The 16565-nt window shown below is 36.1% G+C and carries 12 protein-coding genes and 1 rRNA gene; 9 read left to right on the forward strand and 4 right to left on the reverse strand.

Annotation, left to right across the window (positions count from 1 at the left end):
• Positions 1-346 precede the first annotated feature (346 nt).
• Complete coding sequence (locus J7W16_RS21205; RefSeq protein WP_210599440.1) at positions 347-880, reverse strand: BsuPI-related putative proteinase inhibitor; 534 nt, start codon at positions 878-880, stop codon at positions 347-349.
• A gap of 413 nt (positions 881-1293) precedes the next feature.
• Between J7W16_RS21205 and J7W16_RS21210 the strand changes: the two genes are divergently transcribed.
• From J7W16_RS21210 to J7W16_RS21240, 7 genes are all read left to right on the forward strand, one after another.
• A complete protein-coding gene (locus J7W16_RS21210) occupies positions 1294-2625 on the forward strand; it encodes an ABC transporter substrate-binding protein (RefSeq protein WP_210599441.1) in 1332 nt (443 codons plus the stop codon).
• 63 nt (positions 2626-2688) lie between these two features.
• Positions 2689-3621, forward strand: a complete 933-nt coding sequence (locus tag J7W16_RS21215; RefSeq protein ID WP_210599442.1) for a carbohydrate ABC transporter permease — start codon at positions 2689-2691, stop codon at positions 3619-3621.
• A gap of 4 nt (positions 3622-3625) precedes the next feature.
• A complete protein-coding gene (locus tag J7W16_RS21220) occupies positions 3626-4468 on the forward strand; it encodes a carbohydrate ABC transporter permease (RefSeq protein WP_210599451.1) in 843 nt (280 codons plus the stop codon).
• Positions 4469-4523: 55 nt separating this feature from the next.
• On the forward strand, positions 4524-5153 hold the full coding sequence (locus J7W16_RS21225; RefSeq protein WP_210599443.1) for a YesL family protein: 630 nt from the start codon (positions 4524-4526) through the stop codon (positions 5151-5153).
• A 162-nt stretch (positions 5154-5315) separates the two neighbouring features.
• Positions 5316-6410, forward strand: a complete 1095-nt coding sequence (locus tag J7W16_RS21230; RefSeq protein ID WP_210599444.1) for a GntR family transcriptional regulator — start codon at positions 5316-5318, stop codon at positions 6408-6410.
• A 260-nt stretch (positions 6411-6670) separates the two neighbouring features.
• The gene (locus J7W16_RS21235) at positions 6671-8083 is read left to right on the forward strand and encodes a phospholipase D family protein (RefSeq protein WP_210599445.1); all 1413 of its coding nucleotides are present in this window, start codon (positions 6671-6673) and stop codon (positions 8081-8083) included.
• A gap of 203 nt (positions 8084-8286) precedes the next feature.
• Entirely contained in the window at positions 8287-10008 is a 1722-nt protein-coding gene (locus J7W16_RS21240) for a sensor domain-containing protein (protein WP_210599446.1), read from the forward strand.
• Positions 10009-10061: 53 nt separating this feature from the next.
• Here the strand turns inward: J7W16_RS21240 and J7W16_RS21245 are convergent, their stop codons facing one another.
• Positions 10062-11282 carry an MFS transporter gene (locus J7W16_RS21245; RefSeq protein WP_210599447.1) on the reverse strand — a complete coding sequence of 407 codons (1221 nt, stop codon included), beginning with the start codon at positions 11280-11282 and terminating at the stop codon, positions 10062-10064.
• A 201-nt stretch (positions 11283-11483) separates the two neighbouring features.
• Between J7W16_RS21245 and J7W16_RS21250 the strand changes: the two genes are divergently transcribed.
• Positions 11484-13082 carry an aspartate:alanine exchanger family transporter gene (locus tag J7W16_RS21250; protein WP_246880145.1) on the forward strand — a complete coding sequence of 533 codons (1599 nt, stop codon included), beginning with the start codon at positions 11484-11486 and terminating at the stop codon, positions 13080-13082.
• 171 nt (positions 13083-13253) lie between these two features.
• Here J7W16_RS21250 and J7W16_RS21255 read toward each other — a convergent pair whose 3' ends face one another.
• Entirely contained in the window at positions 13254-13871 is a 618-nt protein-coding gene (locus J7W16_RS21255; protein WP_210599448.1) for a 3'-5' exonuclease, read from the reverse strand.
• A 164-nt stretch (positions 13872-14035) separates the two neighbouring features.
• Positions 14036-15715, reverse strand: a complete 1680-nt coding sequence (locus J7W16_RS21260) for a hypothetical protein (RefSeq protein ID WP_210599449.1) — start codon at positions 15713-15715, stop codon at positions 14036-14038.
• 764 nt (positions 15716-16479) lie between these two features.
• Here J7W16_RS21260 and J7W16_RS21265 point away from each other — a divergent pair.
• Positions 16480-16565, forward strand: a 16S ribosomal RNA gene (locus tag J7W16_RS21265); the annotation flags it as partial.

Consider the following 16565-nt stretch of genomic DNA (forward strand, 5'->3'; position numbering starts at 1 on the left):
CGGGACTTAAAAGCCAAAGGTGAGACCCCACAGTGCGAAGCACGAGGAGGCTCACCGGCTTCCCGCGGAAAGCGAAGTATATTTCAGGAGCGGTTTACGTCCGCCAACCACCATTGTTCGGATTTTCTATTAGTTAAATCACTTTTGTCCCAGCTTCTTAGCTTTTTTAGTGGCCTCTTTTAAAAGCCAAGGAGGCTCACAGGCTTCCAGATGTAAGCGAAGTATATTTCAGGAGCGGCTTGCATCCGTTGCATCCGCCAACTATCATTGTTCAGATTATCTATTAGTTAACACATTTAATCCAGTCTCATCTTTTGAGTATATCCAACTTGATTAAAATATTTCTTTAGTTATCCAATGGATCTTCAGCAACATACTTCCCGTCATAATCAAATTCAATAGTAGCTTTTAGGTCGGTAAGATCTACAACGGTTGGCCAAATTTCTAAAACATAGGTTCCCTCCTCTAGTTGTGGTAGGAATTCAGTTATATCTACATCCATTGTTAAAACTTCTCCAGGATCTAATGTTTTCTCAGAAGTGGTTTGTAGAAACGATTTGTTCATACTGTAGGTAGCAAGTGTCTTCCCTGCATCGTCTAGAATATGATAATCGTATTCTTGAGAAGAAGTGTATTCTAATGTGACAGCCTCGGTTTTGTCATTATTGATATGAAAATGAAAGCTGTATTCTTCTTCAGGAATGCTTTCAATTGCCGTATTTACAGTTCCTTCATGAATCCCTCCTGTAGATTCTTGTTCATCATTGTTCGAATTCGTTGCACCATCTTGGTTAGGTGTTAAGGAACCTCCACAAGTAACTAAAAGAAACAAGGATATTACTAAAGTAATGAATAGGGCAATACTTTTAAAACTAGTCATGTCTTACACCTCCCAATTCAATTTCGTTATATTAATGAAACGAAAGATATAAATAGAAGGTTACAAAAAAATAAAAAGCAGTTAGTATTCTAACAACCCACTATAGTGTCATAGTTATTAATAACAAGCATCATTCTTCACTCGATATCCAATAACTTCCATTTAACCTGTTGAAATCTTGAACGTACAACTTTCACATGAATTAATCTTTTTATTATAAAAATGGAAATTAACCCAACAAACTACCAAAAAACCTTTGCAAATTATGACTAGTGTGTTTTATAATGGTAATAAGGTTGAGCGTACAACTTAAATGAAAGCTCGACTTAAATACATAATTTTTTTTGGGGGTGAATGAAAGCGCTTTATAAAGTTGTGGAAATAGTTTCATAAATTAATTAGGGGGGATTCTTATGAAGAAATTTTTATTCTCAATGTTCGCAACAACTGCACTCATTTTAACTGCATGTGGGGGGAGTGGCGAAGATGCTGGTGGAGAAGCAGAGGAATCAGTCGTAATTGGAGATGATGTTGAAGGTGCAACTGAATTAACATTTTGGAATTTCAATGAATTGCATACTTCTTTATTCGAAGACTCAGTAGCAAGATGGAATGAAGAGAATCCGGATCGAGCAATTAAGTTAGTTGCTGAAACCTATCCATATGATCAAATGCATAATAATTTATTGCTATCATTACAGTCAGGTAGTGGGGCACCGGATATAGCTGATATCGAGATTAGTCAGTTTGCTAACTATTTACAAGGTGAAGTTCAATTAGAGCCATTAAATGACGTTGTTGAACCAGTACTAGATGATATGGTTAAATCCCGTTTTGATATCTATTCTAAAGATGGACAATATTACGGAATGGACTATCATGTAGGGGCAACGGTTATGTTCTACAACACTGAGATTATGGAACAAGCTGGAGTCGATATTGATACAATTAAAACATGGGATGATTATGTTGAAGCAGGAAAAAAAGTTATAGAAAATACAGATGCAAAAATGACGACTGTAGAATCTGATGAACATTTTACATTTTGGCCACTTATTAGCCAAAGAGAATCAGATTACTTCGATGCAGAAGGCAATGTCATTTTAGATAATGAAGTTAATATTGAAACATTACAATTTATTTCTGATCTTGTACACGAACATGAAATTGCAGAAATTGCTCCTGGTGGATTTCATCATGCTGAAGAGTATTATGGCTATATGAATGAAGGTGGCGCTGCATCATTAATGATGCCAATGTGGTATATGGGTCGTTTCTTAGATTATATGCCTGATCTTGAAGGGAAGATGCAAATCAGACCACTTCCAATGTGGGAAGAGGGCGGAAATCGTTCTGCTGGTATGGGTGGAACTGGTACCGTTGTCACAAATCAAAGTGAAAATGCCGAGTTAGCAAAAGATTTCTTAGCATTTACGAAGTTAACTGAAGAAGGAAACGTTGCTTTATGGCAAGTTCTAGGTTTTGATCCACCAAGATATGATGTTTGGGATTCAGAAGCAATGAGAGAAGATAATAAGTATTTTGATTATTTCCATGATGATATTTTTGATATCTTATTAGATATTAGAGATGAAATCGCTGAAATTCACATTACTGATCAAACCGCCAATGCTCAGCAAGAGATTCATTCTACTGTTATGCATTCTGTACTAAGAGATCGTAGCAAAACCCCTGAAGAAGCATTAACAGATGCTGCTAATGCAGTTAGAAGTAGAATGGAATAAGTTTCTTGGGAGAAAGAGAGAGGGTAGAATTACCCTCTCAATATTTGAAAGGAGGAAAGAATCTTGGAACCTTCTGTGTCGACAAATAGACAAACCGAACCAGCAAAAAAGAAACCATTTCGGTTTCTAAATTCAAAAAAAGTGGCTCCATACGTCTTTGTATTGCCATTTATTGTTTCATTTCTATTGCTCTTTCTATATCCGTTAATTAGTGCGGTGAACATGAGTTTTCAGAGAGTTCTCCCTGGTCAAGTCTCTTATATAGGTCTTTCTAATTATGAGAGGGTATTTAATCCTACTTTTTATAAGGCAGTCGCGAATACAAGTATTTATGTGCTTTTGACTGTTATTATTTTAGTGTTTGTGCCACTAGTGTTAGCTGTTTGTTTAGATAGTACACTGATGAAATTCAAAACAGTGTTTCGAGCGGCCTTATTCCTCCCTGCTTTAACTTCTGTAATTGTAGCAGGTGTCATTTTTAGGATGATTTTTGGAGATGCTGAAACGTCAATAGCGAATGAAGTTGTAACGTTTTTCGGTTTTTCTCCAATTGAATGGAGATATGAAGCTCTACCTGGTATGTTCATGATGGTAACCTTGGCATCATGGAGATGGATTGGCGTTAACATTCTTTATTATCTAGCGGCTCTTCAAACGACATCTAAAGATTTGTATGAGGCTGCTGATATGGATGGAGCTAACTTCTTTCAGAAATTCATGAATGTGACGTTCCCTGCTTTAAAACCCGTTGTTATCTTCTTATCTACCATTACGATTATTAATGGATTTAGAATGTTTGAAGAAAGCTTCGTGTTTTGGGAAACTAGTTCACCAGGTAACATCGGTTTAACGGTTGTTGGTTACATTTACCAAGAAGGAATTCAAAGAAATGACTTAGGATTTGGTGCAGCGGTAGGTGTAGTACTAATACTTATTATTTTTATAATAAGTTCGTTGCAATTAAAACTAACTGGAGCATTTAATAAGGATGAGTGATATGATGAATAAACCAAAAAAAGGAAAAGTAATTAGTGTCGTTTTAGTCGTTTTCTTTGCTATCGTTTCTTTAATTGCGCTCTTTCCGATTTTCTCATTGATCTATGCCTCATTTCGTCCTGCTTCAGATTTGATGAGATTTGGTTTGACGTTCAATTTTGATGGGGGATTCGATTTTGCAAACTATCAAAGTGTGTTTTCAGGTGAAGGGCAGAAATACTGGACTTGGTACTTAAATAGTATTATTGTATCTGGTCTGTTAATTTTTATCTCCCTGTTTTTCTCTTCTATGGTAGGGTACGCCCTTGCTGTTTATAATTTCAAAGGGAAATACGTTATCTTTATGTTAGTTCTTTTCATTTTAATGGTTCCATTTGAAATTCTTATGCTGCCACTTTATCAGTTAATGATCACTACTGGTTTAATGAATACTTACTTTTCAGTGATGTTACCATTAATTGTGGCACCTGTAGCTGTTTACTTCTTTAGACAATACGCAATTGGTTTGCCAAAAGAATTAATGGAAGCAGCTAGAATAGATGGTTGTACAGAATACGGTATCTTCTTCAAAATCATGGGGCCGTTAATGTTACCATCGTTTGCTGCAATGGCTATTTTACAAGGTTTAACTAGTTGGAATAACTTCTTGTGGCCTTTATTAGTACTCCGTTCGAATGAAATGTTTACATTGCCAATTGGTTTAGCATCGTTAATGACACCATATGGCAACAATTATAGTCTATTATTCTCAGGTTCTGTATTGAGTATTGTACCTATTATTGTACTGTTTATCTTTTTCCAGCGTTATTTTGTCGCTGGTTTAACGATGGGTGGAGTAAAAGGATAACATTTAACTTATGACGAAATAGGCTAATCTAGGAAGCTTATGAAGGAGTGTAAGCATGAATCAAATTGTAGGTAAAGTAGATGGCATATTGAGATGGGTAACTAGGATTGCCTACGTAAATATTTTGTGGTTAGTGTTCACTCTGTTAGGTCTCGTAGCGTTTGGTCTATTTCCGGCAACGACTGCAATGCTATCCATTTCGAGGAAATGGTTGGCAGGTGAAGTTGACTTTCCTTATTTCAAAACATTTGCTCGAGCGTTTAAGGCTGATTTTATTAAGGCAAATGGACTTGGTTGGATTTTAACTGTTATCGGTGGCATTCTATTCCTGAATTATCAGCTATTACAATCAGGAACAGAGTTTCATATTTCAGTTATCTTTGCCTTTTATTTGTTTGTCTTTCTATATACTGTTGTTGTTTTAAATGTATTTCCCATATTTGTTCATTTCAAAGCACCTTTGTTTGTTCATTTTAGAAGTGCTTTAATAATTGGGCTGATTCATTTTCACATAACGCTAGCAATGATGCTTGTTCTCATAGCAATGATTTATATTGCAAGTTCTTATCCAACGGTTGTATTGTTTTTCTCAGGAAGTTTACTAGCTACTTCTTATATGTGGCTTATATTTAAATCTATTGATAGAGTAGAAGCCAAAAAGGAGAAGCTGTCTGCAACAGCATAAGTTGGTTCTGTAAAAAAGAATTTAGGAGGACATCCGGTTTAAAGAGGTTGTCTCAAAAACAGCCTTTTGAGACAACCTCGTTATATTTTGTAAATTCTAGTTCTTGCTATGTGATTTGTATTTACTAAAAAGCTTGGTGAATGGAGAATTGAGGTTACCACTGTGACTAAATACAATAAAATCAAACAGGAGATTAAATCAAAAATACTTGATGGTTCATATGTACCACATCAAAAAATCAGTTCAGAGAATCAATTAATGAAGGAGTTTGGTGTGAGTCGTCATACAATTCGTGTTGCTGTTGGCGAATTAGTTACGGACGGATGGCTTTACAGAGAACAAGGTGCGGGAACTTTTTGTGCAGATCGAAGCATTCAAACGATTTCAAAAGCAGGTAATAAAAATATTGCGATCATTACGACCTATATATCTGATTATATTTTCCCAAGTATAATACGCGGGGCAGAATCATATTTAAGTGAACTTGGCTACCAAGTTAGTTTATATAGCACGAATAACGACCTAGAGAATGAAAAAAAGATTCTTGAAAAAATCTTGGAGCAACCAATAGATGGCTTGATTATTGAAGCAACTAAAAGCTCAGTTTCTAACTCGAATTTCAATTATTATTTTAATCTTGAAAAGTTGAATATACCTTATATCATGATAAATGCAATTTATGAGGAGTTGGATCCTTTTTGTTTGTTAATGGATGACGAAAAAGGGGGATTTACACAAACGGAGCATTTAATTCAACAAGGTCATTCTTCAATCGCCGGTTTTTTTAAGACTGATGATAGTCAAGGAGTACAAAGGATGAAAGGTTTTATTAAAGCACATCGTGTTAATAATATGCCGATCAATCCATCTAACTTAATTACATATCAATCTGAAGAAAAGTTCAGTAAACCAATTCTTGAATTGCAGAAGCTTTTAAATGGACAAAATGAGTTCCCAACAGGTCTTGTTTGTTATAATGATGAACTGGCTCTAATGTTACTGGATGTGTTAAGGGAAAAAAAGTTACATGTACCAGATGATATTTCAATCGTCGGTTATGATGACTCCTTCCTAGCCAGTGTTTCAGAAGTGAAATTAACAACGATCAAGCATCCAAAAAGTAGAATGGGTGAAGATGCAGCAAAAATGATTGTAGATTTAATCGAGAACGAACGAAAGAACGAAACGTTATTATTTAATTCTATCGTTTATAAACCCGAGTTGGTCATTCGACAATCGACGAGAACGGTTAAGTAGTGCATGATGGTTTATCAAATCATAATCTAGATAAAGTGAGCTTCTCGATAAGAGTAAGCTCACTTTTTTGTGTGAAAGTGCAAGAGAGGTTACCATGAGCAATAAAATAGAATACGTAGCAGAGCAAGTTGATTTACCATAATTAATGCCTATACACAAGGTAAATATTTACAATTTTATTCTTCTATTATGGCTAGATTTATAATAGAGTGTAGGTAGGGAATAATGTTTCGTTAGTGGTCTATAAAGGAGGAGTTCCTTTGAAAAAGCACCATTATTTTATATTCATATTAATCTTTATTGCGATAGCAAGTATTACTTCTGTGTATCATGTTCTAAAACCATTGCCTCCTAATATTTCGTTTGAAGGTGTATACCATGATACGAATGTTGAGTTTCTGTATGATCTTACGTATCAAGATAGCAATGGTAATCAAAAAAGCGAGCAGGTTATCTTCGATCGCATTATGGAATCAATTGACCAGGCTGAAGAATTTATTGTAATTGATATGTTCCTCTTTAATCATGAATATGACAGGGACTTAGAATACCCAGAACTAAGTATGAGATTATCGGAAAAGTTAATCGAAAGGAAAATAGAAACACCAACTATCGAAATCGTATTTATTACTGATGAAGTAAATCAGTTTTACGGGGCCTATTCTATTAAGCAACTAAAACAGTTGCAAGAGAATGATATAGATGTGATTGAAACGAATATGGGTAAGTTAAGGGATTCTAATCCGATTTACTCAGGTTTCTGGCGGAGCTATTTTCAATGGTTTGGTACAAGTGGAGGGACTTGGCTTCCGAATCCATTTGGTGACGAGTCTCCAGAAGTGAATATTCGTTCTTATCTGAAACTCCTTAATTTTAAAGCGAATCATCGTAAAGTGATTATAACCGAAAATGAAGCGATTGTTACTTCAGCAAATCCCCATGACGCAAGCTCAAACCATTCGAATATTGCCTTTGTTCTAGAGGGTAATTTAATTGAAGATTTGTTAAAAACCGAGAAGGCTGTTGCTGATTTTTCTGATGGTGAGATTGAAGCGAGCTATCAATCTAATCAAGAATCACTCAATACTAATAGCAAAGTAAAAGTGATTACAGAGGGGAAAATCGAGAAGGAATTACTAGCCTCTATTAATCAGACAGAGCAAGGCGATCAAATAAAAATGGGGATGTTTTATTTAGCTGATCGTGATATTATTTCTTCACTTAAACGGGCAGATAATAGAGGGGTAGACATTCAATTAATTTTAGACCCTAATAAAGACGCTTTCGGAATGGAGAAAAGTGGAATTCCGAATAGGCAAGTAGCGAGTGAATTGAAAAATGATACGAATATTGATATTAGGTGGTACTGGACTCAAGGGGAACAATATCATGCTAAACTAACGTATATTCAAAATGATTCAGAAACAATTATTATTGGTGGCTCAGCTAATTTAACGAAGCGAAATCTTAGTGATTTGAATTTAGAAACAAATATCATGATTTTAGCCGATGAAAATGAAGAGGTTAGTCAAGAGGTCGCTCTCTATTTTGATAGGTTGTGGTCAAATGAAGATGGTGTCTATACAGCGGATTATTCGGTTTATCAGGATGATTCATTGCTAAGAAAAGTTATTTACAGAATTCAGGAATTCGCTGGTTTATCTACATTTTAAAGCTAGGATGACTCTAGAGGGTTGAAAGAACCCTTCGCAGTCATCTTTTTGGCTTTAATTAATTTAGAATTACTTGAAATTATTAGCTTAAAGGGTCACTTCACTCAATTGTTATTGTCGAATCTTTCAAATTCCTCTATATTAAAGATAAGAGACGTTTCATCTGCTATATTCAGGTTTGATGAAAGAGTAGGAGTGAGAGTATGGATGTTAAAGTAGAGACAAATGATGAGTCGGTTCTACAGAAACAACAGTCAAAACAACATTCGCCGATTCGAGAATCTTTAAATGTGAACATACTCGATGCCTTACCTATTAATATTTTCTTAGAGGATCAGGATGGAAGAACTGTTTTTGCAAATAAAGTTACTTGCGAGTCAAATGGGTTGACTCTTGATGAGGTCGTAGGAAAAACGGTTTTTGATATTTTCCCAAACAAGATTGCAAAAAAGGTTAGAGAGCATGATTTAGAAGTTTGGAAATCAAACAAATTGATTACCAAAGAGGAGATTACGGGATTCAAAGGTGAAACATGCTATATGTATACGGGAAAGACCATTGTTCAGTTTGGGGATGAGTCTCTCTTACTTGGATTTGCACTCGATATTACCGCTCGAGTAAAGGCAGAGGAAAAGATCGAGCATATGGCCTATCATGATGCTTTAACAGGATTACCAAATCGGTGGTATATTCATTCATATGTTGAGACGTTTATTCAAAAGCATCCAAATAAGAAAATGGCCTTGCTATTATTAGATTTAGATCATTTTAAAGTAATCAATGATAGTTTGGGACACCAAGCTGGCGATCAATTGTTACAGGAAGTGTCCAAACGCTTAAGTAAGGTAATTGACAAGAGTGAGTGCCTTGCTCGTATTGGTGGAGATGAATTCATTATTTTCCTTCCTGATGTGAATAGCTATCACGACTGTTATCTGCTATGTGAGAAAGTGAATAGCGTCATGTCCGAGCCATTCTTAATTGGCCAACGAAAATTTACTGTTACAACAAGTATAGGCATTAGTGTATTTCCGGCTGACGGGGAAGATATCCATACATTAATTAAACATGCAGATATTGCGCTGTATCGATCAAAGGCATCGGGGAGAAATGGATTTCAGTTCTATAATCCAACAATGAAAACATATGCGAATGAACGACTAGATAAGGAAATATTATTAAGACAAGCATTAGAAAGAGACGAATTTGTCCTACATTATCAACCTAAATTAAATCTTGATACAAATCAGATTTATGGTTTTGAGGCATTAATTCGTTGGGATCAAAAGGACAAGGGGATCATTGGTCCCGGAGCTTTTTTGCAAGTGGCAGAGGAAACAGGTTTGATTGTTCCTATAGGCGAATGGGTAATTCGTCAGGCGTGTTTAAGATGTAAGGCTTGGCATGATGCAGGTTACTCTCATTTAACCGTTAGTGTGAATCTATCAGCATCTCAATTCCACAAACATAATTTGGAGAAAATCATTGTTGATGCTCTAACAGAAAGTGGACTACCCTCAAATGCATTAGAGCTCGAATTGACTGAAAGCACGGTTATGCATCATCCTGAGGAAGCGGTTAGAACATTACAGCAATTAAAGAAATTGGGCATTTCAATCTCAATAGATGATTTTGGCACTGGCTTCTCCTCCTTAAGTTATCTGACTCAATTTCCGATCGATACGTTAAAGATTGATCAGTCATTTATTAAAGATGTAGAAGAAAACCAAGCGAACGCTGCCATTGCTTCAGCTGTAATTTCGTTATCTCATAGTCTTGGTTTAAACGTGGTGGCAGAAGGAGTAGAAAAAGAAGAAGAAATGCAGTTTTTACGCTTTCGTAATTGTCATTTTGTTCAAGGGTATCATATTGCTAAACCAATGCAAGAAGAAGAAGTATTTGTGTTTTTAAAGCAGCTAATGTGAATGAAACAAGAGCTATTCAAAGATGAATAGCTCCTGTTTTTTTGTCGTTAATTTCATTCGTTAACTGCTTTGGACATATCCTTTCTTGGAACGGCTGCTTTCATAGTAATCAAAGATGACAAAAGTACCCCAATGAATAAAATCCCTGCAAAAACGATAAAAGCAAAATGATTTAAGTTCATATTAATTAGTGTATTAGCAAGGATTGGTCCAGCACTAACACCGAGAAATAAAATAAAGGCATTAAATGATATCGCACTTCCTTTAGCATTTGGGACAAATAGACTTAAAGTAGTAATAATAACTGGCATCACGAGTGCAATCCCAGCAACAAAAATGATGCTCATTAGAGTAATGACTGTAATAGTATCACTCATACTTAGTATAAAAAGACTTATAGACGCAATAATCAATCCACCACGCAAGACAACAAAAGTCCCGAGTAATTCCGAGATCTTACCCGTGAAAGGGGCAAGTAACATACCGAAAATTCCAGCAGCCCGTATCAAAAGGATATGCTCAGTCGATAGCCCAAAAGGAGCTGAGCTAAGGTAGTTACCTAATAAAGTATAGACGCCCACGATCGAGAAGAGGAGCATAAATGAAATGGAAAAACAAAGGAGAACTTGTTTTCTTATTAGTACATCTTTCATCATAATAAAACGCTCTCGAAGACTTTCCTGTGAGTGTTGAGTTGGTTCCTTTGGTAAATAAAAAACAACTAAAATTGCTGTAAACAAATAAATAGCACCGAGTACAAAATAAATAGCATGGAGACCGGTAATCTGATAAATAAATCCACTAAATACTTGACCGATGATACTCGACATTAGAAGTCCTGATAGAATAAATCCAATTGCTGTTACTCTTTTTTTAGTCGGAAGAATTTCCCCTGCATACACAAGTGAAATAGGGACAAACGCCGCGGCGACAAACCCTTGAGCTAGTCGCAAAACCAAAAGTGCTATGTAGTTGGTAACGAATCCAGTAATGATTGTGAGTATTGTAAGACCAATTATACTGGAAACTAAGAATACTCTTCGACCGTAACGGTCAGAAACTGGACCGAAAAAAAAGCATCCAAGTGCATACGCAAGCGAAAATGAACTAGATATCCAGGCCGTTTGTGTGGTTGATATTTGGTATGTTGAAGAAAAGGCATCGGGAATTGATATAGCAATATACATACTAATTAAAATAACCAAACCTGACCAAAAAAGTAAAAAAGTAATAAAAGTACTATTATAGTCTCGAAGATTCGAAAATGGCTTCATGGCAACAGCTCCATAAGTAATATTTTTAATAATTTATAACAAAAGAGGCTTAGTCTATTTTCACCTATTACTACTATATAATATTTAACTAGGTTTAGAAAATGATCATGTATTATTTGTGAAATGATGAGCAATCGATTGTATCTGATAAGATAATCAACGATAATAAAGTGAATAAAGAGAGAAATGGAGGAGTGGATCTTGGACACTGTTATAGAATATATAAAAGAACCTTTAATATTACTTTTTGTTATTTTGTTTTTAGGATCTGCACTAGGGCAAGCAAAGGTAAAAGGCCTAAGTCTAGGTTCATCTGGTGTTTTATTAGTTGCTATGATCTTTGGACATTTTGATTATCAGGTTTCACCCATTGTTCAGCATTTAGGACTTAGTTTATTTATCGTAGCTGTTGGGTTACAAGCTGGTCCTAGGTTTTTTAGGATGATGCGTTCAAGTGGGATTATTTTTGGTTTGATTGGTTTATCGATTGTCTTAATTGCAGCATTGACGACAATCATAATTGCAAAGCTGTTTGGTTTTTCAACTGCGTTAAGTATTGGCTTGATGACAGGAGCTCTGACTAGTACACCTGGGCTGGCTGCAGCATTGCAGGCAACTAATGACCCGTTAGCCTCTGTTGGATATGGAATTGCTTATCCGTTTGGTGTTGTCGCGGTTGTCCTTTTCGTGCAGCTCCTTCCTAGAATACTTAGAGTTGACGTAGTTAAGGATCTTGAAAAAGTACAGGGTCCATTGCGTAACGCAGAATCACCTAAGGTCGTCACAATTCAAGTAACAGAAGAGTGGATTCATAAGCGAACATTAAGCGAGCTTGGGTTTGGACGTTACCGTTCTGTCGTAATTAGTCGCGTGATTAGAGGGGATCGAAATATCATCGCTTTAAAAGACACGGTTATTTTAAAAGGTGATCGCCTTGTAGCGGTAGGAATGCAAAATGATCTTGATGAATTTTGCCACGATGTAGGTAAAGAGGTGGAAACCAACTTCAAAAATGCGGATCATATTCAACTTCGGAAGGTTGTCGTTGATTCAGAGGAAATGCTCGGTAAAAATTTGAAGGAACTTAGCCTACGAAGTTTGTATGGAGTGACAGTAACTCGAATTGAAAGGAGTGGGTTTGAATTCAATCAGAACCCGAATTGGCCAATGGAAAGAGGAGACGTGTTAACTTTAGTAAGTAGTGAGGACCGTTTAGACGAGGTTGAAGCACTATTTAGCCGTAAAAGGTTAACGGTAACGAATGTTCATATTTTTTCATTGAGTTTGATTTTACTCTTGGGAATAGCTCTTGGAATGATTCCTATTTACCTTCCAGGCTTAGGGACTATTACATTTGGTGTAGCTGGTGGTCCATTATTTATTGCGTTAATTATTGGTCACTTCGGAAAAATAGGACCAATTAAAGCACGCTTCTTTCAACCTTCCAACCAGGTAATTAGAGATATTGGCTTAGTTCTCTTTCTTGCTGGTGCGGGAACCACTGCGGGTAGTGGTATTGTTGAGGTTGTTCAAGAAAACGGAATTAGCTTAATCTTTGGTGGCGCAATCATTACGATTGTACCAATTATTGCTGGATTCCTGATTGCGAGAAAGCTCTTTAGGCTAAGTGTGGTTCATTCGTTAGGTGCTCTTTGCGGTGGACTTACAAGCACCCCGGGTCTTGGAGCAGTTAATCAATTGATAGATACTGAAGATCCTGCTATTGCCTATGCTGCTGCCTATCCATTTGCCTTAATATTTGTTGCGATTATCTCTCAGCTATTAATTTTCTTCATATAAATATATAGCTAGAAAGAAAAGGCGGGGACATAACTAAAGTGCTAACTAAAATACCGAATAATGCAATCACGTAGCGAAGTATATTTCTGGAGCGGTTTATGTCCGCCAACCACCATTGTTCTGATTTTCTATTAGTTAAATCACTTTTGTCCCAACCTTTTCTATTTTTAACTACCCTGTCTTTAGCGAACGTTTGCTTTTCTTTTTGTTTGCACGTGCAGGTGTATAACCGTTGGCATAGATAGTACCTTGACCAATTTCTAGCTTTTCAATTAATTCCTCGTGACTTGTTACATTATTTTCTTTGCACGCTTGAAGATATACTTGTGCAGCCACTTGTGCATCCTCGAGAGCATGGTGATGCTTAAATTCAATTTGCAGGTGCTGAGCGACGACATTTAATGAATAACTATGTAGATCATTCCATGTCTTCTTTGAAACATTGACAGTACAATTATAGGAAAAGGAAGGATAGTCAAGCTGACATTCATCGAGTGAATATCTTAAAACCGACATATCAAAGCTGGCATTATGGGCAATGACAAGATTCCCTTCAAGCAGATGAGAGATGTCACTCCACACATCGTTAAAGGATGGAGCATCCTTGACATCTTCAGGGTTAATCCCGTGTATTCTCACGCAGATAGGATCAAAGTACATATCATTTGGTTTAATTAATTGATAATATTCTTGTGCAACCTGGCCGTTTTTTACAACGACTAATCCAATCGAACACACGCTTGAACGATTAGTATTGGCAGTTTCAAAGTCTATTGCAACGAAATTCAATTGGAATCCTCCTATAAGAAAAGTATCGATATTTTTTAATTTAATAATAGTTAAGTATAACGTAAATTTAATAGAATTCCACGTGAAAGATTTTCTGGAATCTCATGAAAAAGTGGTGAAAAGAAAAAGTGCGCCCCTGTAGGAACGCACTGGAATGATTGAGTCTATTGTAGTCCTTCGATCTCAAGTGTATTTACTGGTAAGAAGAGTTCACCTGTTTCAAAGTAGCTGACGTCAACGCGATCTCCTTCTTTTAGGTAGATAGCTAGTGGGTTTGTCTCTGAAGATACGATGAAATTGAGTCCGTTGTTTAGTAAGAAAGAGACGATGGTGTAAGGTTCGGATGTTTCCTTGTATACCCTAGTAATCGTACCGTTAACTTGGCTTTCCTCTGCGTTTGAGGAACCGTCTACACTACTGCCACCTTTTTGTAAGGAAGTTTTAAATTTCTTTAATGCTGCATTTGGTGTTTGTGCATAAGCGGAAATTTCAGGGTTTGCAGCAGAGACGATAAAATAATTTTGTAAGAAGCCATTTGAGTCAAGAACGGGTACTAACCAGCTAGCTTCTCCATAAAAGTTGTACAGGATTGGCATTTCACCATTCCACTTTTTCTCGATGAATTTCTTTTCAATGATTTCAAGAGCACCTTGTGAGTCCATATAGGAGTTTTCGAGATTGCCAGTATAAAAAGTTGCCTCACCTGTTTGTGCATTCGTTAGAGAGTAACCGAGCATTGAGTCGACACCTTCTTTAGGACTTGTAAAATCGGTGAAATAATACATCTTGCCGTTCTCATCAAAAATTGGACTTACATTTGCTTCTGTTCCTTCATCGGAAGGGAGTTTAATATCTGCTTTTCCGAACAGGCTATTCCAAAAGCCATGAATATAATTACCATAGTAGCTATTGTGCAGACTAACTGCTTCAGGTGAAACCGCACCATCAACAAATTCAGGAATTTCTGCTAAAGGATATTTATTCGCCTCACCTGTAGTAGGGTCGACTATGACAATTCCCTTTGGTGTGAATCCATTACGTGCCGATATGAAATCGCCATACGTACGAATATAGTAAGGCTTTCCTTCTTCATTAATTTCTAGTTGAACCTCACCATAAAAAATAAGCGTTGGGTAGTTCAAACGAATGTGCCGTTCCATGTTTTTGTTGAAATAAGAGGATGGTGTATATGTCATTGTCTCTTTAATAAATTTTGGGTTGGCAGAGGAGTCGGTAGCACTTAGCGTGAAATATCCCGGCGTTTCCTTACCTTTCATCCATTTAAAGAGACCAGAAAATTCAACAGGAGCAATGTAAACATATTCCCCATTCACTTTTTGAATTTGCAGATTACCTAATTGATAATAACTTGTGTTTGGAACTTGACCAAAGGATTTTTTCATTTTGTTACGAGCGTACTGTGGGGGGACGCTTGCTGGTGTTTCTGTCTCATCAAATGCTGCAATTTCAATTTTCTCTTCCATTTGAGCTTGCTCGAATTTTTCATCAGCATTGAACACAAATGCTGTTAGAAAGTAGATGCCGACTAAAATGCTGACTCCAAACAATCCTGACTTAATTTTACGTTCAAACCGACTAGATAAAGCTGCACCAATAAACGTAATAATAATAAAAAATGGCCATAGCGAAGATAAATTCCGATCTATATTTGTAATGTAGTAAAAAACCAAAGTGACCGGAAAGATTAAAATAATGGTAAGAACAGCTTGAGTTGTTTGGTTAGTCTTTTTCTTTTTCCCATCACTTTTTATCTTGGTAATAGGTAAGGTTACCAATAGTGTGACGAGAGTAATAATTAATGAAAATAGAAGGATATTTCCCATATAAACGCTCCTTTAAAGTAATTTCATTGGTCTTTGTAGATTTACGTAACGGTGAAGGGAAGGGTTTCAATTTCATTTTGGTCATATAAGTTTTTGGGGGATTACGTTTTTAAATAAACTCCGCATTAATAGTATTCATAGTTTGAGTGAATGTCGATATAGTTTTTAGTTATATCAATGTCTTGTTTTTTCAGTTATCCTATATTTCCGATCGCGTTCTACTCTATATGTAGAGATAATTATTATTATTAAAAAGGGGAACTACTGAAGCATATAATAGAACAATCCAAGCATTCCATGACTTAGTTTGCCGAAATGTTCCAATTGACAATTGTACAGGTCTATTTTAATAGAACTTGCTGATAGATGAAGGGAGAATACAAGAACTGCTTTGTAGTCTTTAATAATAGAAAGAAGACTAATTAAGAACCATCGTTTTTTTAAGAATGAGGACAAATTAGTAAAGGTAAGTAGTTGGTCTGAATTGGTATTTAATTTTCAGTGAAAAAGGTTGTATCATTTTAATTGGCATGTTATATTATTTTTTGTCACTAAAACAGCCGACAGGAAAACATAAAAAGATGTTGCAATCGACATTTTATTATGTTAAGATAATATTCTAGCCGTTGAGAGACGTGCTAAGCGAGTTCTTTGAAAACTGAACAAAAGCCAAGCGAAAAATAAGAGATAACATGTTTTATCTCGTCAATTTAGACTTTTTCAAAAAGTCAGCAACAAGTATTGAGCTATTTAAACTCAACAATTTTATGGAGAGTTTGATCCTGGCTCAGGACGAACGCTGGCGGCGTGCCTAATACATGCAAGTCGAGCGGACTAATGGGAGCTTGCT

Source organism: Halalkalibacter suaedae, from assembly GCF_017939705.1.
GTDB classification, from domain to species: Bacteria; Bacillota; Bacilli; order Bacillales; family Bacillaceae_D; genus Halalkalibacter; species Halalkalibacter suaedae.

What these genes read in the sequence shown, in the direction of transcription:
- J7W16_RS21210 (WP_210599441.1), top strand. Translation starts at nt 1,294, where the DNA reads ATGAAGAAATTTTTATTCTCAATGTTCGCAACAACTGCACTCATTTTA.
- J7W16_RS21240 (WP_210599446.1), top strand. Translation starts at nt 8,287, where the DNA reads ATGGATGTTAAAGTAGAGACAAATGATGAGTCGGTTCTACAGAAACAA.
- J7W16_RS21260 (WP_210599449.1), bottom strand. Translation starts at nt 15,715, where the DNA reads ATGGGAAATATCCTTCTATTTTCATTAATTATTACTCTCGTCACACTA.
- J7W16_RS21220 (WP_210599451.1), top strand. Translation starts at nt 3,626, where the DNA reads ATGAATAAACCAAAAAAAGGAAAAGTAATTAGTGTCGTTTTAGTCGTT.
- J7W16_RS21205 (WP_210599440.1), bottom strand. Translation starts at nt 880, where the DNA reads ATGACTAGTTTTAAAAGTATTGCCCTATTCATTACTTTAGTAATATCC.
- J7W16_RS21225 (WP_210599443.1), top strand. Translation starts at nt 4,524, where the DNA reads ATGAATCAAATTGTAGGTAAAGTAGATGGCATATTGAGATGGGTAACT.
- J7W16_RS21245 (WP_210599447.1), bottom strand. Translation starts at nt 11,282, where the DNA reads ATGAAGCCATTTTCGAATCTTCGAGACTATAATAGTACTTTTATTACT.